General features: G+C 71.2%; 14 protein-coding genes. 1 reads left to right on the top strand and 13 read right to left on the bottom strand.

All coding sequences use genetic code 11. The features are described 5' to 3' along the window. Window position 1: 1 nt before the first annotated feature. The gene (locus BKA14_RS37580; RefSeq protein ID WP_184955487.1) at window positions 2-1,924 is read left to right on the top strand and encodes a glycogen debranching N-terminal domain-containing protein; all 1,923 of its coding nucleotides are present in this window, start codon (window positions 2-4) and stop codon (window positions 1,922-1,924) included. Window positions 1,925-2,351: 427 nt separating this feature from the next. On the opposite strand, the gene dapB is transcribed toward BKA14_RS37580, so the two are convergent. From dapB to infB, 13 genes are all read right to left on the bottom strand, one after another. Then, entirely contained in the window at window positions 2,352-3,110 is a 759-nt protein-coding gene (gene dapB / locus BKA14_RS37575) for a 4-hydroxy-tetrahydrodipicolinate reductase (protein ID WP_184955486.1), read from the bottom strand. After that, on the bottom strand, window positions 3,094-3,999 hold the full coding sequence (locus BKA14_RS37570; protein WP_184957187.1) for a phosphatase PAP2 family protein: 906 nt from the start codon (window positions 3,997-3,999) through the stop codon (window positions 3,094-3,096). Before BKA14_RS37570 ends, dapB begins: the two co-directional genes overlap by 17 nt. An 86-nt stretch (window positions 4,000-4,085) precedes the next feature. After that, window positions 4,086-5,420, bottom strand: a complete 1,335-nt coding sequence (locus BKA14_RS37565) for a M16 family metallopeptidase (protein ID WP_184955485.1) — start codon at window positions 5,418-5,420, stop codon at window positions 4,086-4,088. Between the two features lie 6 nt (window positions 5,421-5,426). Further along, window positions 5,427-7,766, bottom strand: coding sequence for a polyribonucleotide nucleotidyltransferase (locus tag BKA14_RS37560; protein WP_184955484.1), 2,340 nt, complete (start codon window positions 7,764-7,766; stop codon window positions 5,427-5,429). 194 nt (window positions 7,767-7,960) lie between these two features. Further along, the gene (gene rpsO, locus BKA14_RS37555) at window positions 7,961-8,230 is read right to left on the bottom strand and encodes a 30S ribosomal protein S15 (protein ID WP_184955483.1); all 270 of its coding nucleotides are present in this window, start codon (window positions 8,228-8,230) and stop codon (window positions 7,961-7,963) included. Between the two features lie 116 nt (window positions 8,231-8,346). Next, complete coding sequence (locus BKA14_RS37550; RefSeq protein WP_184955482.1) at window positions 8,347-9,279, bottom strand: bifunctional riboflavin kinase/FAD synthetase; 933 nt, start codon at window positions 9,277-9,279, stop codon at window positions 8,347-8,349. Between the two features lie 56 nt (window positions 9,280-9,335). Next, the gene (truB, locus tag BKA14_RS37545) at window positions 9,336-10,217 is read right to left on the bottom strand and encodes a tRNA pseudouridine(55) synthase TruB (protein WP_184955481.1); all 882 of its coding nucleotides are present in this window, start codon (window positions 10,215-10,217) and stop codon (window positions 9,336-9,338) included. A gap of 17 nt (window positions 10,218-10,234) precedes the next feature. Beyond that, window positions 10,235-11,563 (bottom strand): MATE family efflux transporter, encoded by a 1,329-nt coding sequence (locus tag BKA14_RS37540; protein WP_184955480.1) that lies wholly within the window; start codon window positions 11,561-11,563, stop codon window positions 10,235-10,237. Between the two features lie 494 nt (window positions 11,564-12,057). Beyond that, a complete protein-coding gene (locus BKA14_RS37535; RefSeq protein ID WP_239092539.1) occupies window positions 12,058-13,089 on the bottom strand; it encodes a DHH family phosphoesterase in 1,032 nt (343 codons plus the stop codon). Window positions 13,090-13,103: 14 nt separating this feature from the next. Then, window positions 13,104-13,571, bottom strand: a complete 468-nt coding sequence (gene rbfA / locus BKA14_RS37530) for a 30S ribosome-binding factor RbfA (RefSeq protein WP_184955479.1) — start codon at window positions 13,569-13,571, stop codon at window positions 13,104-13,106. 94 nt (window positions 13,572-13,665) lie between these two features. Beyond that, window positions 13,666-13,959, bottom strand: a complete 294-nt coding sequence (locus BKA14_RS37525) for a DUF503 domain-containing protein (protein ID WP_184955478.1) — start codon at window positions 13,957-13,959, stop codon at window positions 13,666-13,668. 39 nt (window positions 13,960-13,998) lie between these two features. Next, window positions 13,999-15,021 carry a TRM11 family SAM-dependent methyltransferase gene (locus BKA14_RS37520; protein ID WP_184955477.1) on the bottom strand — a complete coding sequence of 341 codons (1,023 nt, stop codon included), beginning with the start codon at window positions 15,019-15,021 and terminating at the stop codon, window positions 13,999-14,001. 68 nt (window positions 15,022-15,089) lie between these two features. Beyond that, window positions 15,090-18,146, bottom strand: coding sequence for a translation initiation factor IF-2 (gene infB, locus BKA14_RS37515; protein ID WP_184955476.1), 3,057 nt, complete (start codon window positions 18,144-18,146; stop codon window positions 15,090-15,092). Window positions 18,147-18,220: the final 74 nt, after the last annotated feature.

The raw sequence follows: 18,220 nt of genomic DNA, 5'->3' as shown, positions 1-18,220 counted from the left end.
CTTGTCTCTGCAGCCGCTCCTGCACGATCTGGTGCCCACCCTGGCCGCGCCGACCTCGGCGCTCTCCGGGCCCGACGGTCAGATCCGGGCCGCCGGGGTGCAGGGGGTGTTCCACGCCGACCGGCGGGTGCTCTCACTGGCCGTGCTGCGGCTCGACGGGCGCGAACCCGAGCCGATCGGTCACGCGCAGGCCGGGCCGGGCGCCACACGTTTCGTCTCGCTGGCCCGCTGGCTCGGCAACCCCGGCCCCGACCCGACCGTGCGCATCGACCGCGTACGGCGGGTCCGCGCGGACGGCCTCGACGAGGAGATCACGATTTCCTCCACCGCCACCTCCCCCGTCACGACCACCGTCACGATCGACACCGCCAGCGACCTCGCGCCGATCGAGGCCGTCAAGTCCGGAGACATCGGGCAGGTCAAGGACGAGATTCCCGTACGAGTCACCGGCGACCTGGAGCGCACAGTGACGATCTTGCCCGGCGCGCAGGTGGTGCTGCGCTGGTCCCTCGACGTGGACGACCCGCACGCCGTGATGTTCCCCGGCCCCCGCGGCGCCTTCGCCCGCCCCACGATCACCGGCCCCGACCGGCGGCTGCCCCGGCTCGTCGACCAGTCCCTGGACGACCTGACCGCCCTGCGCCTGACCACCGCGATCGACGACGGCGACACGTTCCTCGGCGCCGGCGTCCCCTGGTATCTCACGCTGTTCGGCCGCGACAGCCTGTGGGCGGCCCGGATGATGCTGCCGCTCGGCACCGACCTGGCCGTGGGCACGCTCCGGGTGCTGGCCCGCCGTCAGGGCAGCAAGATCGACCCGGAGACCGGCGAGGCGCCCGGCAAGATCATGCACGAGCTGCGGCGTTCGGACGTGCAGGTCGACGGGCGGCTGCCGGCCGTCTACTACGGCACGATCGACGCCACCCTGCTCTGGATCAGCCTGCTCCACGACGCCTGGCGCTGGGGCCACGACCCGGCCGGGATCGAGGCGTTGCTACCCGCGCTGGAGGCCGCCCTGGGCTGGCTGGCCGACCACGCCGACCCGGACGGCGACGGCTTCCTGGAATACCTCGACCCCACCGGGCGCGGCCTGGCCAACCAGGGCTGGAAGGACTCGCACGACGCGGTCCGCTTCCACGACGGGCGCCTGGCCGACCCGCCGATCGCCCTGGCCGAGGTGCAGGGGTACGCGTACCGGGCCGCCCTCGACGGCGCCGCCCTGCTCGACGCGTTCGGCCGTCCCGGCGGCGACCGCTGGCGCACGTACGCGGGCTCGTTGAGCGCCCGGTTCCGCGCGGCGTTCTGGGTCGCCGACGGCCAGTACCCCGCCCTCGCGCTCGACCGCGACAAGCGCCCGGTCGACTCCCTGACCAGCAACATCGGCCACCTGCTGGGCACCGGACTGCTGACCGGCGAGGAGGAGGCCCGGGTGGCCGCGGCACTCGGCTCGGCCGACATGTCCGGCGGCTACGGCCTGCGCACCATGTCGGCCCGCGACGGCGGGTTCGCCCCGCTGTCGTATCACTGCGGCTCGGTCTGGGCCCACGACACCGCCATCGTGGCGGCCGGGCTGGCCCGGGGCGGTTTCGCGGCCGAGGCCGGCCGCCTGGTCGACGGCCTGCTGAGCGCGGGCGAGGCGTTCGGCTTCCGGCTTCCCGAGCTGTACGCCGGGGACGCGCGCGACGACATCGGCCGCCCCATGCCGTACCCGGCGTCGTGTCACCCCCAGGCGTGGTCGGCCGCCGCCGCCGTCCTGATCGTCCAGTCCCTGCTCGGCCTCGACCCCGACGTCCCCAACGGCGTCATCCGCCTGCGCCCGCTCCCCGACGCCCCCACAGTCACCGGCCTGCGCATCGCCGGCTACCCCGTCGACTTCACCAACGGCACCCTGACCGGCCTACCCAGCACCATCCGCCTGGCTTGACCAAACCACCGAGCAACACCGGTGGCCGAGTTTCGATGCGCTGGTCGAGCGCGAGATACGGGCACGACGACCCAGGCTTCTCCGTACCGGCCGAGGGCGACCGGGCGGCCGTGACGAGACGCCGCAGCCGACCCGGTTCGCAGCCGTGGCCACCGACGCCGCGCAACATCGTCCTGGTCGTCTACGAGAACCACCAAGCGAAACCCACCCGGTCCGACCGAACCGCCAAGCGATATCCACGTGGGTCGAACCGCAACCAGAGTCGGATTTCGCCCGCCGATGACTTGGGCGCCAAAAACGGCTAGCGAAGCGAGGACGTTTTTGGTGTCCAAGTCATCGGCCCCCAGGGGCGAAATCCTCGCCGAGCGGGCAGCGAAGGCCAGCAAACTCAGCCAGCAAGCTCAGCCAGCCAGCTCAACCAGCGAACTCAATCCAGGAAGCTGTCGAGGCCGACGGTCAGGCCGGGGTGCTGGGCGATTTTGCGGACGGCAAGCAGCACCCCCGGCATGAAGGACACCCGGTCGAGGGAGTCGTGGCGGATCGTCAGCGTCTCGCCGAGCGACCCGAACAGCACTTCCTGGTGCGCGACCAGACCCGAGGCCCGGACGGAATGCACCCGGACGCCGTCGATGTCGGCCCCCCGCGCCCCGTCGACCTCGTCTTTCGTGGCGTCGGGCATGGGGGAAAGGCCGGCTTCGGCCCGGGCCGCCGCGATCAGCTTGGCCGTGTGCGTCGACGTGCCGCTGGGTGCGTCGAGCTTGCGCGGGTGGTGCTGCTCGATCACCTCGACGGACTCGAAGTAGCGGGCGGCCCGCGCCGCGAACTGCATCATCAGCACCGCGCCGAGCCCGAAGTTGGGGGCGATCAGCACGCCGACCTGGGGCTTGGCAGCGAGCCAGCCGCGCACCTGCCCGAGCCGCTCCTCGGTGAAGCCGGTGGTGCCCACGACCATGCTGATGCCCTGCTCGATGGCCCAGCGCAGGTTGTCCATCACGACGTCGGGCGTGGTGAAGTCGACGAACACCTGGGCGCCGGCGTCGGAGGCTTTGAACAGCTCGTCACCCTGATCGATCATGGCCACGAGCTCCATGTCGCCGGCGCCGTCGACCGCCTTGCACACCTCGAGGCCCATGCGCCCCCGGGCACCGAGAACGCCGACGCGGATCGAGTCAGGTTGCTGAGTCACCCGGATAACTTAACGTACCTTTCCGGCGGGCCCACCAGCGCTCGGCCAGGCTGACGAGCGCGAAGGTCCCGGCCACGTACAGCCAGCCCACCAGCACGTCGATGACGTAGTGCTCACCCGTGTAGACCAGGGTGAACGTCATCGTCAGGGGGTAGGCGAGCAGCAACGGCCACCACCGCTTGCGCACCATCGGCAGGAAGAAGGCGACGGCCATCATCGCGTACGCGGTGTGCAGGGACGGCATCGCGGCGACCGGGTTGGACTGGTGCACCTGCAGGGCGTTCAGGGTGTTGCCGGCGCCGTGCAGACCGATCACGTCGAGGCCGCGCGTCGAGAACCGGAGCACCTCGTCGGGCAGGTAGCCGAATTTGTACGCCCACCACGGCGGCGCCGCCGGGTAGAGGAAGTACGTGATCAGGCCGGCCACGCTGAGCGTGATCCACCGGCGCAGGAACCGGTAGGACAGGCCCCGGTTGCGCAGCCACAGCACCACGGCCACCGTCGGCACGGCCAGGAAGTGTGAGGTGTAGACCAGGGTGAGGATGACCTCCCACCACGGGACCTCCTTGGTCCAGAGGTGCTCCTGCAACCAGACCGTGGGGATCTTGCCGTCGGTGAGCCACCCGAACATCGCCACGTCGGCGTCGATCAACGGGTGGACGTGCGGTGCGAACAGTTCGTCGGCCGCACCCCGGGACACGTTGTAGATGACCAGCAGCAGGGCGACCGGGCCCCAGTCGCGCAGGAACAGCAGGTGCTCGCGCCAGGGCAGATAGTTGCGCCAGCCGATCGTGGCCAGCCACAGCCAGCCGAAGGCGGTGAGCGGGTCGCTGGTCGGCACGCCGACCAGCCACACGAACACCGCGAAGGCCACCGCCCACACCGCCATCCCGATGATCCGGCGTTTCCGCTGATCGGGTGTGATGGCGGGGGTGGGCGGCGGCGGAGTCTCCAGCGTCGTCACGGGGACCAAGGTTAGCGGTGCGTGCCGAACGCGGATTCGTCGAAGGGTCCGACCACGGCCAGCGACATCGGCTGGGCCAGCAGCTGGGCCGCGACCTCGTTGACGTCGTCCGGGGTGACCGCGTCCACCCGGGCCAGCAGTTCGTCGACCGACATGAGGTCGCCGTAGAGCAGTTCCGACTTGGCCAGCCGGCTCATCCGCGACCCGGTGTCCTCCAGGCCCAGCACGTACGAGCCCTTGACCATGCCTTTGCCCCGGATCACCTCGTCGGCCTCGATGCCCTTGGCCGCCACCCTTTCGAGTTCCGTACGGGTGAGGTCGAGCACTTCTTCCACCTTGCCGGGCGCACAGCCGGCGTAGACCCCGAACAGGCCGGCGTCCGCGTACTGGCTGGCGTACGAGTAGACGGAGTAGGCCAGGCCCCGCTTCTCGCGGATCTCCTGGAACAGCCGGCTCGACATGCCGCCGCCGAGCACGTTGTTGAGCACGCCCAGGGCGAAGCGGCGTTCGTCGCGGCGGCCGATGCCGACCCCGCCCAGCACCAGGTGGCCCTGCTCGGTGTCGCGGTTGCGCACGACCGTGTGCGGCTTCTGGGTCGCCACGCGCTTGGATCCCGTACGGGGACCGGCCGGTTCAGCCGGTGCGGAGTCGAGCGCCGTGCCGGCCAGGGCCTTACGGACGAGCCGGACGACGGTGGCGTGGTCGAGGTTGCCCGCGGCCGCGATCACGATGTTGGGGGCGGTGTAGCGCCGCCGGTAGAACCCGTGGATCTGGTTGCGGGTCATCGGGGTGATCGATTCCTCGGTCCCCGAGATCAGCCGGCCCAGCGGGTGGGTGCCGAAGATCGCCTCGGTGAAGATGTCGTGCACCTCGTCACCGGGCTCGTCCTCGTGCATCGCGATCTCTTCGAGGATCACGCCGCGCTCGGTCTCGACGTCGGCCGGGTTCATGATCGAATCGGCTACGGCGTCGCACAGCACGTCCACCGCGAGCGGCAGGTCGGCGTCCAGCACCCGCGCGTAGTAGCAGGTGTATTCCTTCGTGGTGAAGGCGTTGGTCTCGCCGCCCACGGCCTCGATCTCGGCCGAGATCTGCAGCGCGGTGCGCTTGTGGGTGCCCTTGAAGAGCAGGTGCTCGAGGAAGTGGGAGGCGCCGGACATGCCGGGCGTCTCGTCCCGCGAGCCGATGCCCACCCAGACGCCGAGGGCGGCGCTGCGGGTGGTCGGGATCGCCTCGGTGACGATGCGCAGCCCGCTGGGCAGGGTCGTGCGCTTCGCGCCGTCGGCGAGGGTTCTGGTAGAAACGCGGGCCGGCTTGGCAGCCGACCCGCGATCACTTGTTGTCACCGGTGATTAGTCGCGGCGCTCGCCACGGTCGCCACCGCGGTCACCGCTGGGGCGCGACCGGCGACGGCGGGGCTCGCCGCCACCCTCGCCACGGTCACCCCGCGGCTCACGCGGCGGGCGGCCACCCTCGGCGGGGGCCTCCGCGGCGGCCGGTGCCTCCGCGCCCTCGGGGCGGACCTTGTCGAGGTAGATCTTGCCGCGGGCGTCGATGTCCGCGATGGACACCTCGACCTTGTCGCCGACGTTGAGGAAGTCCTCGACCTTCTCGACGCGCTTGCCGTCGCCGACCTTGCTGATGTGCAGCAGGCCGTCGCGGCCGGGCAGCAGCGAGATGAACGCGCCGAACGCGGCCGTCTTGACGACCGTGCCCAGGAACTTGTCGCCGACCTTGGGCAGCGTCGGGTTGGCGATCGCGTTGATCCGCTCGACCGCCGCCTCGGCGGCCGGGCCGTTGGTGGCGCCGACGTAGATCGTGCCGTCGTCCTCGATCGAGATGTCGGCGCCGGTCTCGTCCTGGATCGCGTTGATCGTCTGACCCTTGGGGCCGATCACCATGCCGATCTTGTCGACCGGGATCTTGACGGAGGTGACGCGCGGCGCGTACTCCGACATCTCGGCCGGCGAGCTGATCGCCGCCTCCATCACGCCCAGGATCGTCGCGCGGGCGTCGTGCGCCTGTTGCAGGGCACCGGCCAGCACGTCCGACGGGATGCCGTCGAGCTTGGTGTCCAGCTGCAGGGCGGTCACGAAGTCGCTCGTGCCGGCGACCTTGAAGTCCATGTCGCCGAACGCGTCCTCCGCGCCCAGGATGTCGGTCAGCGCGACGTACTGCGTCTTGCCGTCGACCTCGTCCGAGATCAGGCCCATCGCAATGCCGGCGACCGGCGCCTTCAGCGGCACACCGGCGCTCAGCAGCGACAGCGTGGAGGCACAGACCGAGCCCATCGACGTCGAGCCGTTGGAGCCCAGCGCCTCGGAGACCTGGCGGATCGCGTACGGGAATTCCTCGCGGGACGGCAGCACGGGCACCAGGGCCCGCTCGGCCAGCGCGCCGTGACCGATCTCGCGGCGCTTCGGCGAGCCCACCCGGCCGGTCTCACCGGTGGAGTAGGGCGGGAAGTTGTAGTTGTGCATGTAGCGCTTGGACTTCTCGGGCGCCAGGGTGTCGAGCGCCTGCTCCATCCGCAGCATGTTCAGCGTGGTGACGCCCATGATCTGGGTCTCGCCCCGCTCGAAGAGCGCCGAACCGTGCACGCGGGGCAGAATGCCGATCTGAGCGGTCAGCGGCCGGATGTCGCGCGGGCCGCGGCCGTCGATGCGGACCTGCTCGCGCAGCACCCGCTGGCGCACCTCGCTCTTGGTGACCGAGCGGAAGGCGGCGCTGATCTCCTTCTCGCGACCCTCGAAGCGCTCGTCCAGCAGCTCGTGCGCCTTGGCCTTGACCAGGTCGAGGGCCTCCTCGCGCTCCTGCTTGGCCGCGATCTTGAGGGCCTCGGCGGTCTCGGCCCGGACGGCCTCGGTGACGGCCGAGTAGACGTCGTCCTGGTACTCCAGGAAGACGGGGAACTCGACGGCCGGCTTCGAGGCGACCTCGGCCAGCTCGCTCTGCGCGCGGCAGAGCTCGCGGATGGCGGGCTTGGCGGCCTCGAGACCGCTCGCCACGACCTCTTCGGTCGGGGCGGTGGCGCCGGCCGCGATCAGCTTGACCGCGTTCGGGGTGGCCTCGGCCTCGACCATCATGATGGCAACGTCGCCGTCCTCCAGCGTGCGGCCCGCGACGACCATGTCGAAGGTGGCCCGCTCGAGCTCCTCGATGGTCGGGAAGGCGACCCACTGACCGTCGATGTGCGCGACGCGGGTCGAGCCGATGGGGCCGCTGAACGGCAGGCCGGACAGCTTGGTCGACATCGACGCGCCGTTCATGGCGACCACGTCGTACGGGTGCTGCGGGTCGAGCGCGAGGACGGTCTCGACGACCTGGACCTCGTTGCGCAGGCCCTTGGTGAACGACGGGCGCAGCGGCCGGTCGATCAGGCGGCAGGTGAGGATCGCGTCCTCACTGGGCCGGCCCTCACGGCGGAAGAACGAGCCGGGGATGCGACCCGCGGCGTACATCCGCTCCTCGACGTCGACGGTCAGCGGGAAGAAGTCGAAGTGCTCCTTCGGCTGCTTGCTGGCCGTGGTCGCGGAGAGGACGACGGTCTCGCCCAGCTGGACGATGACCGAGCCGGCGGCCTGCTTGGCGAGGCGGCCGGTGGAGAACGTGATCTCGCGAGTGCCGAACGACCCGTTGTCGATGACGGCGGTGCGGAACTCGGTGCCGAGAGCGGTGTTCTGCTCTGTCATGTGGTGCGGTACTCCTTCGTCGAGGACCCGGCGGTCAACACAGCGCGGTATTCGCAGCTGCCGGTCTTCGATCGAAGTACCCAGGATTCTTGTGCCTGGTTACCACTACCGAGGACCGGTGGCTTACTGCGTCCCGCGCGGGTCCGTGGGTGTTACGCGAAGGGGGAGCGGCCCCAGGCCACTCCCCCGTCAAGTCAGCGGCGCAGGCCGAGACGCTCGATCAGCGTCCGGTAGCGCGCGATGTCCTTCTTCTGAACGTAGTTGAGCAGGCGGCGGCGGCGGCCGACCAGCAGCAGCAGACCACGACGGCTGTGGTGGTCGTGCTTGTGGATCTTGAGGTGCTCGGTCAGATCGGCGATCCGCTTGGTGAGCATCGCGACCTGGACCTCGGGCGACCCGGTGTCGCCGTCCTTCGCCTTGTACTCGTCGATGATCTTGGTCTTGGTCTCTTGATCGAGCGCCATGTTCTCCGTAATTCTGTGTTGCCGGTGAGAAGCGGTTTCTCCGCGGCCCGCGGCGTCGGGCAGGCAGGCGGGACCGGTCGCTGGACATCCAGCGTCTCCTCAACCCTACCAGGGTGCTATCGAAGCAGCGCGCGGGTCTCTTCGACGTCGGCGTTGATCTGGGCCACCAGCGGCTCGATGGCGTCGTACGTCCGTTGTTCGCGCAGGTGGGCCACGAAGTCGAGGCTCACGCGCTCGCCGTACAGGTCGCCCGAGAAGTCGAGCACGTACGCCTCGACCCGGCGCTCCCGGCCCGAGAAGGTGGGATTGGTGCCGATCGACACGCTCGCGGGCAGGCGGGCCGCGTGCTCGCCCCCGCGGATCAGCCAGGCCGCGTAGACGCCGTCGGCCGGGACCGCCGCATACCGGTGGACCATCAGATTGGCCGTCGGGAAGCCGAGCTCACGCCCGCGCTGGTCGCCCCGCACGACCACGCCGGCCAGGCGGTGCGGCCGGCCCAGGGCCGAGGCCGCCGCGCGCACGTCACCGGCGTCGACACAGCTGCGGATGTAGGTCGAGGAGAAGACCAGCCCGTCCTCGGTGACCAGCGGCGCGTCCTCCACGGTGAAGCCGAACTGCACCCCCAGCCGTTCGAGCCCGGCCACGTCCCCGGCCGCCTTGTGCCCGAAGCGGAAGTTGTCCCCCACCACCACGACTGCCGCGTGCAGCGCCTCGACCAGCACGTCATGCCCGAAGGCATCCGGGCTGAGCTGCGAGAACGCCGGGGTGAAGGGCACCACGCAGAGCGCGTCGGCCCCCAGCTGCTCGATCAGCTCGGCCTTGCGCACCGGCTCGGTCAGCACCGCCGGATGCGACCCCGGCCGCACCACCTCGGCCGGGTGCGGGTCGAAGGTCACCACCACCGACTGCAACCCCAGATCCCGCGCCCGCTTCACGGCGTGCCCGATGATCGCCTGGTGGCCGCGGTGCACGCCGTCGAAGACCCCGATCGTGACGACCGAGCGCCCCCACCCGCCGGGCACCGCCTCGAACCCCCGCCACCGCTGCATGTCTCGCCCTCCTGGCGTTCGATTTCCGGCTCAGCGTAGCGACGATGCCGCGACGCTCAGGCCGGGGCCAGTACGATCTCCGCCCGGGCCCGCCCCTCGCGCTCCGAGACGATGGCCAGCACCTCCCCCGTGGGCGCGAACACCGCGTACGGGCCGTCGATCCCCACCGGCGCCAGCGGCCCCCCGTGGCTCAGCACCCGCGCCTCGTCCGCCGTGGCCTCCCGCTGCGGGAAGGCCTGCCGAGCGGCCTCGGCCAGGGGCAGCGAGATCACATCCGGCGCCACGTCCTCGAGCTCGGGGAGCGTCCGCGCCGACTCCAAGGTCAAACCCCCCACGGCCGTACGGCGGAGGGCCGTCAGATGCCCGCCGACCCCGAGCAGTGTCCCCAGGTCGCGCGCGATGGCCCGGATGTAGGTCCCCGAGGAGCAGGTCACCTCGATGTCCACGTCGACGAAGCCGGCATCGCGCCGGATCTCGAGCACGTCGAGACGTGAGATCGTCACCCGGCGGGCCGGGATCGTCACCTCTTCGCCCTCGCGCACGCGCTTGTACGCCCGCTGCCCATTGATCTTGATGGCGCTCACGGCGCTGGGCACCTGGTCGATCTCGCCGCGCTGACCGGCCAGCCCGTCCCGGATCGCCGCGTCGGTGACCCCGTCCACCGGGGCGGTCGCGGTGATCTCGCCCTCGGCGTCGTCGGTGATCGTGGACTGACCCAAGCGGATCGTGGCGGCGTAGCTCTTGGACGAACCGATCACGTACGTGAGCAGGCGTGTGGCCCGGTTGACGCCGATGATCAGCACGCCCGTGGCCATCGGGTCGAGGGTGCCGCCGTGCCCCACGCGCCGGGTCTTGGCCAGCCGCCGGATCCGCGCCACCACGTCGTGCGAGGTCATCCCCGCCGGCTTGTCCACCACGATGAGTCCGTCCGCATTCACCGGACCACCCTAGAAGCTCAGCGCGTCACACCCACCACGGCCCAGCGGCCGGAGTGCCAGCGCCACACCGTCGTGGCGAAGCGGATCAGGATGAGCAGGGCCAGCCCGGCCCACACGCCGCCCAGGCCGAGGTCGAAGAAGTACGCGATCCAGATCGCCGGGAGGAAGCCCAGCAGGGTCGCGGCCAGGGTGATGTTGCGCAGGAAGCGGACGTCGCCCGCGCCGATCAGCACGCCGTCGAGCGCGTAGACCACCCCGGCGAAGGGCATCAGCCCGATGAACCAGGGCCAGATGATCGCCGCCTGGGCGTGCACACCCTCGTCGGGCGTGAACCAGCCCGGTATCGACCCGGCGCCCGCGGTGACCAGCAGCGCGAACGCGACCCCGGAGAGGCCGCCCGCGATGGTCACCTTGCGGGCCACCGCCTTGGCCTCGCCCGCGCTGCCCCCGCCGAGCGCGGCCCCGACCAGCGACTGGGCGGCGATGGCGACGGCGTCCAGGGCGAGCGCGCTGAAGAACCACAGCTGCAGGCCGATCTGGTGGGCGCCCACCGATTCGACGCCGAACCGGCTGGCCACCGCGGTCGCCGAGAGGAAGCAGGCCTGGAACGCGCCGCCGCGGATCAACAGGTCGCGGCCGAGGCGCAGCTGCAGCAGGATGATCTGCGGGTCGGGGCGCAGCTGCTTGGTCTCGCGGAAAAGGGCGTAGAGGAAGAAGAAGCCGGAGACGGTCTGCGCGACCACGTTGGCGACGGCGGAGCCGGTCAGGCCCCAGCCGACGGGGTAGACCAGCACCGGGCACAGGATCGCCGAGAGCACGTTGGCGCCCAGCACGTAGACGAGCGGGCGGCGGGTGTCCTGCACACCGCGCATCCAGCCGTTGCCCGCCGCGGCCAGCAGCAGCCCGGGGGCGCCCAGCACGGCGACGCGTAACCAGCCGGCGGCCGCGTCGGCGACCTCGTGGTCACCCGCGAGGGCGCGGGCCAGCGGGCCGGCGAGGGGCTGGGCGAGCACGGCGAGCAGCACGCCCACGCCGAGCGCGAGCCAGGAGGCCTGTACGCCCTCGGCGACCGCGGCGGCCCGGTCACCCGCGCCGAAGCGACGGGCGGCCCGCCCGGTGGTGCCGTACGACATGAGGGTGCCGAGCCAGGCGGCCACCGACATGACGGAGCCGCTGACGGCGACGGCCGCGAGCGGCACCGGGCCGAGGTGACCCACGACGGCGGTGTCGACGAGCACGTAGAGGGGCTCGGCGGCCAGCACCACCAGGGCGGGCAGGGCAAGGGAGGCGATCTTGCGCGCGGACGCGCCTGACCGAGGTCTCACCTCAGGGGCAGGCGGGCTCATAGTTACTCATGATGCCCGCCCCACCGTAAGGATCTCAATGCGGATAGGGGCTTACTTAGGGGTTACTGACGAGTGTCCATCGACGTCTGCAGGGCGCGGCGCGCCTGCTCGCGGGCTTCGTCGGTGCTCTGCGGCTTCGGCTTGGCAGCCATGATCGTGGTCCTTCCACGGTGGTGCGGCGTGACGAGAGGCACGCGCACGCTGTCTGGGATCGGTCGAGCGGGCGTCACATCGAGGCCGGCCCGGGATCGCCGGGCACCTGGCGCTGGGTGACGCGACCCGGATGGGTGAACCCGGGTGGCTCGCGGTTCCACGGCGGGCGGTGGTCACGGCCGCGCAAAACCAAATCACCGTTCAGGTCACCAAACTATCGTTCAGGTCCGCCCGTTGAGGCGCGGTTCCCACCCAGCGAGACACCGATCTGATACCGGACAGTCACTCAGGCATAAGAAAACGCGCGACGAGACCTCGTCGCGCGTCATCGCAGAACGGCGTCAGGAGAGGTTGGCCGCCAGCAACGGGACGATCCGGGCGATGACCTCGTCGGGGGTGCCGTGCGCCGTGAAGCCGGCCGCCAGGCGATGCCCGCCGCCGCCCAGGGCCACCGCCACCGCGCTGACGTCGACGCCCCCCTTGGAGCGCAGCGACACCGACCACTCGCCGGCCGTCTGCTCCTTGACGACCACTGCCACGTCGGCCTCGGCCACCCCGCGCACCGGGTCGATCAGCGAATCGAGCACGTAGGGCCGCTGGTTGTGGCGTTCGAGGTCGGCGCTCGTCGCGAACGTCCAGACCAGGCCGCGCCCACCGGCCGCCGCGGGGTCGAGGACCGCGCGGCCCAGCACCTCGCCGGCCAGCTTCATCGCCCCGAACGGGCGGGTGTCGAAGATGCGCCGGGCGATGTCACCGGGGCTGATGCCGGTCGCGATCAACCGGGCCGCCAGCTCGTGCACGGACGGGTCGCGCACGAACTTGAACGAACCGGTGTCGGTGGCCAGCGCGACGTACAGGCATTCGGCGATCTCGGCGTCGAGCTCGACCCCGAGCCGGGTCAGCAGCTCGTCGGCCACCACCGAGGTGGCGACCGCGGCCGGGTCGACCAGGCTGACGTCGCCCAGGCCGGTGTTGGAGGCGTGATGATCGAGCACGATCGCCGGGGCCCCGGCATCGAGCAGGCGGACCAGATCACCCAGACGCGACTCGCCGGCCACGTCGAAGATCAAGATCAAGGCCGGTTTCCCGTACGCCTGAGGCTCGGGCACCAGGAGCTCGGCTCCGGGCAGCGCTCGATACGGCTCCGGCACGTCGAACTGGCCCGGGAACGTGGCCCGCAGCCCGGTGAAGCCCAGCCGGCGCAGGCCCAGCGCGAAGCCGAGCATGCTGCCGAGCGCGTCGCCGTCGGGGTTGACGTGGCAGATCAGCTGCACCTCGGCGTCGCGGGGCAGCGCGCGGATCGCCGCCACGGCCGCGGCCCACGACGCCTCGGGCACGGCTGAGGTGCGGCCCGGCTCGACACCGGGCCGCACAACGGAGGAGGAGGTCAACTCTGGTCCTCGCGGGCGCCGACCCGCTCGGGGGCGTCCTCGTCGTCCTCGTCGTCGCTCTTGTAGGGGTCGGGGTCACCGGCGTACTTCTTGCCGGCGGCCAGCCGCTGGACCTCCTGGTCGCGCTGACGCGCCTCGGCCAGCAGGTCCTCCATCTCCTTGGCGTGGTCCTGCACGTTGTCGAGCACGAACGTCAGGCTCGGCGAGTGCCGCAGGCCCAGGGCGTGGCCCACGCGGCTGCGCAGCATGCCCTTGGCGCTCTCCAGAGCCGTCTGGGTGCCCGCCTGCTCAGTGCTGTCGCCGAGCACCGTGTAGTAGACCGTCGCGTCACGCAGGTCGCCGGTGATCCGTGCGTCCGTGACGGTCACCATGCCGAGCCGGGGATCCTTGATCTCACGTACCAGCGACGCCACCAGTTCCCGTACGCGCTCGGCATGCCGCCGCGTCTTGGCCGGGTCCGACATATCGCCCACCTCCGACTGTGTTCCTGCGGGTTCGCGAACGCCCCCGCCCAACTGCTGAAGCCTACCCACGTGGCCACCGGGCCGAACGTCTGAGTCAGTCGTCGTCGCCGTACAACCGGCGCTTGACCGACAGCAGCTCGATCTCGGGCCGGCCGGCCACCTGGTTCTCGCAGGAATCGATGACGGCCCGCGCCTGTGCGGGCTCGGCGGCCACCACCGCCACGCCGAGCTGGGCCCGGGCGTGCAGGTCGTGGAAGCCCACCTCGGCTGCGCTGACCTCGTATTTCTTCAGCATCGCGAGGATCGGGCGGACATAGGAGCGCTTCTGCTTGAGCGATCGGGAATCGCCCGGCAGCAGCAGATCGAACACTGCGGTCTCGGTATACATCAGCGCGAAGGTTACTGCCGGGGTACGACAGTCCGCGGCTCAATTTCGGCGGGCGACCACCACATCGCGCTCGATCCCCTGGTCCACGCGGTGCACGAGGGGCAGTTGGGGCACGATCTCCAGCCCGTTCGCCTGCAGGATGTCCTCGGCCAGCTCGCGCTTGGCGACCTTCGTGTTCCACGACAGCCCCATCGCGCCGCCCGGGCGCAGCAGCGGCAGCCACTGCGGCACCGCGCGCTCCAGCAGGTCGAGCGGGCGCCGGGAGAGCCCGCCCTCGTCGTCGTAGGAGCCGTGCGCCACCCCGTACGGCAGGTCGGCCACCAGCACGTCGGCGACCCCACCCCGCAGCAGCCCGTCGAGCTGAGTGGTGTCGGCCTGCAGCACCACGACCTTCTGCACGGCCCCCGCCTTGTGGTCGTCCTTGCTCGCGGCCAGCGTCACCTCGAGCCGGCGGGCGGCCCGGCGGCCCTGCCGGCGGACGGGCACGAGGTCGGCGGTGTGCTTGAGGCGCTTGCGCTTGAGCCAGGTCTGCAGGAACAGCTTGTACGCCTCGACGTCCTTGCCGTCCATCTCGACCCCGACGCCGTCGTAGCCGTACATCAGCGCCTGGTTGAGCGTCGTGCCGCGGCCGCACAGCGGGTCGAGCACGGTGAGGTGGTCGTCGAGCATCCGGCCGGCCGACGCCGAGGCCAGGATCGTCAGGTTGAGCACGAGCTTGGTGAACTGCTCGTTGGTCTTGCCCGCGTATTTCGGGATCGTGATGAGGTCGCTGTCGTAGCGGGCCAGCGGGGTCATCAGCACCGGCCGCAGGTGATCGTCGCCGGTGCGCTCGAACAGCGCGTACGCCGCGGACAGGTTCGACAGATAAGCGACGTCGCGCACCGTCAGGTCGCCCGTGAAGGTCAGGTATTCGACGCCGCCGAGGGTGGTGACGTCGATGTCGTCGAGGCCGCCGGTGAGCACCGGCGCGAACCCGGCCAGTTCGGCGGTCGCGAGGCGGGCGGCCTGATCGGCGTAGACGCGGTTGGCGGAGGGCGCGAGCAGCAGGGCGTACCGGGACATGCCAGCCATTGGACAGCAAGGCCCCCAGCGCCGGAGCACTGGGGGCCTTGACTGGTGCTACTGAACCCTTACGAGCGGGGCTTCTCGCGCATCTCGAAGGTCTCGATCACGTCGCCGACCTGCGGGCTGCCGTAACCGTTCAGCGTCAGACCACACTCGAAGCCCTCGCGGACCTCGGTGGCGTCGTCCTTGAAGCGGCGCAGCGAGCTGATCGTGACGTTGTCGGCCACCACGGTGCCGTCCCGCAGGATGCGGGCCTTGGCGTTGCGGCGGATGAGACCCGTGCGGACCAGACAGCCGGCGATGAGACCGATCTTGGACGAGCGGAAGACCTCGCGGATCTCCGCCGTGCCCTGCTCGACCTCCTCGTACTCCGGCTTGAGCAGACCCTTGAGCGCGGCCTCGATCTCCTCGATGGCCTGGTAGATCACGCTGTAGTAGCGGATCTCCACGTTCGCCCGGTCGGCCATCTCCTTGACCTTGTTCGAGGCCCGGACGTTGAAGCCGATGATCGTGGCGATGGCCTCCGAGGAAGCCGACGCCAGGTTCACGTCGCTCTCGGTGATCGCACCGACGCCGCGGTGGATGACCTTGAGCTGGATCTCGTCCGGAATCTCGATCTTGAACAGCGCGTCCTCGAGGGCCTCGACCGAACCGGACGAGTCGCCCTTGATGACCAGGGTGAGCGAGGTCTTCTCGCCCTCCTTGAGCTGCTCCATCAGGTTTTCGATGGTGGCCTTGGTGCCCGAGTTGGCGAAGCTGGCCGCACGACGGCGGGCCTGCCGCTGCTCGGCGATCTGGCGCACGGTGCGGTCGTCCTCGCCGGCGAGGAACGTGTCACCCGCGCCGGGCACCGAGGTCAGACCGAGCACCAGCACCGGACGTGCCGGCAGGGCCTCGGCCACCGTGTTGCCGTTCTCGTCGAGCATGGCGCGGACGCGGCCGTGCGCGCCGCCCGCCACGATCGAGTCGCCGGCCCGCAGTGTGCCCTTCTGCACCAGCACCGTCGCCACCGCACCACGACCCTTGTCGAGGTGCGACTCGACGACCGCGCCCTGGGCCGCGCCGTCGACCGGAGCGGTGAGCTCCAGCGAGGCGTCGGCGGTGAGCAGGACGGCCTCGAGCAGCTCGTCGATGCCGATCCCGGGCTTGGCCGCCACGTTCACGAACATCGTGTCGCCGCCGTACTCCTCGGCCAGCAGGCCGTAGTCGGCCAGCTGCTGCCGCACCTTCTCCGGGTTGGCGTCGGGCTTGTCGACCTTGTTGACCGCGACCACGATCGGCACCTCGGCCGCCTTGGCGTGGTTCAGCGCCTCGACCGTCTGCGGCATGACGCCGTCGTCGGCCGCGACCACGAGGATGACGATGTCGGTCACCTGGGCACCACGGGCACGCATGGCAGTGAACGCCTCGTGACCCGGGGTGTCGAGGAAGGTGATCGCGCGGTCGTCACCGTTGTGCTCGTAGTGCACCTGGTAGGCGCCGATGTGCTGGGTGATGCCACCCGCCTCGCCGGCGACCACGTTGGTCTTGCGAATCGCGTCGAGCAGCTTGGTCTTACCGTGGTCGACGTGACCCATGACGGTCACGACCGGCGAACGGCTGACCAGGCGGTCCTCCGCGACCTCGGCGTCGAGGTCGATGTTGAACTGCGCGAGCAGCTCACGGTCCTCGTCCTCCGGGCTGACGATCTGGACGTCGAAGCCCAGGTGCTCGCCCAGCAGGAGCAACGTGTCGTCGGAGACGGACTGCGTCGCCGTCACCATCTCGCCCAGGTTGAACATCTCCTGGACCAGCGAACCGGGGTTCGCGTTGATCTTGTCGGCGAAGTCGGAGAGCGACGCGCCGCGGGAGAGCCGGATGACCTGGCCCTGACCACGCGGAGCGCCCGAGCTCATCTGCGGAGCCGACAGGTTGTCGAACTCTTGACGCCGCTGCTTCTTCGACTTGCGGCCACGGGTCGGCCGGCCACCCGGACGCCCGAAGGCACCCGCGGCGCCGCCGCCACGGCCACGACCGCCGCCACCGGGACGACCGGGAGCACCGCCACCGGCCGGAGCACCGCCACCGGGACGGAAGCCGCCACCGGCGCCACCGCCACCGCCGCCGGGACCGCCGCGGTAGCCACCGCCACCGCCGCCACCACCGGGACCGCCGCGGTAGCCACCGCCACCGCCGCCGCCACCACCGGGGCCGCCACGGTAACCGCCGCCGCCACCACCGGGGCCGCCACGGCCGCCGCCGGGACCACCGGGACGACCGGCGCCGCCGCCGGGACCGCCACGGCCGGGACCGGCCGGGCGCTGCGCGGGCATGGACGCGGGGCTGGGCCGCGGCGGCATCGACGCCGGGCTCGGCCGCGGCGGCATGCCGGGCTGGTTGGGCCGGGGCATCGCGTTGGGCGTGGGCCGCGAACCGGCGCCACCCCCGGACACCCCGAACGGGTTGTTACCGGGACCACGCTGCGGCGGGCGCGGCGCGCCACCGGCGGGGCCGGGACGCGGGCCGCCCGGAGCACCGGGAGCCGTGGGACGGGCAGCCGGGGAACCCGGACGCGGGGGAACCGCACCGGGGCCCGGACGGGGACGCGAGCCACCGTCGGCCGGGGGCTGCTGGGCGCGACGCTCGGCGTCGCGGGTGCGGGCGGCCTGAGCGGCCTTGACCGCGGCCTCCTGCTCGGCCTTGAGCGCCGAGGCACGTGCCTCGGCCGCTGCGACCTCGATGTCGTGGGCGCTCGCCGGCTTGGCGACCGGACCGGGCGTGGGACCCGGACGGCCGGCCGGCGGCTTGGGACGCGCGAAGGAACCGGGAGACGGCGCCGGGGACGTGGGGGCGCTGGGCGCTCCCGCGGCCGGGGCGGCCGGCTTGCGCGGCGGCTGCGGCCGGGCGCTGGGCGGGGCCGGACGGGCGGAGGTGGGCGCGGGGGCACTGGGGGCCGACGCGGCGGGGGCCGCCGGAGCGGATCCTGCCTCGAGGGCGCCACGAAGCCGCCGGGCCACCGGGGCCTCGACCGTGCTTGAAGCTGACTTGACGAACTCGCCCATCTCCTTGAGCTTGGCGAGAACGGTCTTGCTGTCGACCCCGAGCTCCTTCGCGAGCTCGTGTACGCGGGCCTTTCCTGGCACTGCACTCCTCACTTCGAGGTCGTGCGAGCGCACCCGCAACGACCTCACTCGTGCACTAGAAGCCTGTTCATTTC

Source organism: Paractinoplanes abujensis (assembly GCF_014204895.1).
GTDB classification, from domain to species: Bacteria; Actinomycetota; Actinomycetes; order Mycobacteriales; family Micromonosporaceae; genus Actinoplanes; species Actinoplanes abujensis.
Note: the sequence above shows the minus strand (reverse complement) of the source record. Positions and strands in the feature narration are given on the sequence as shown.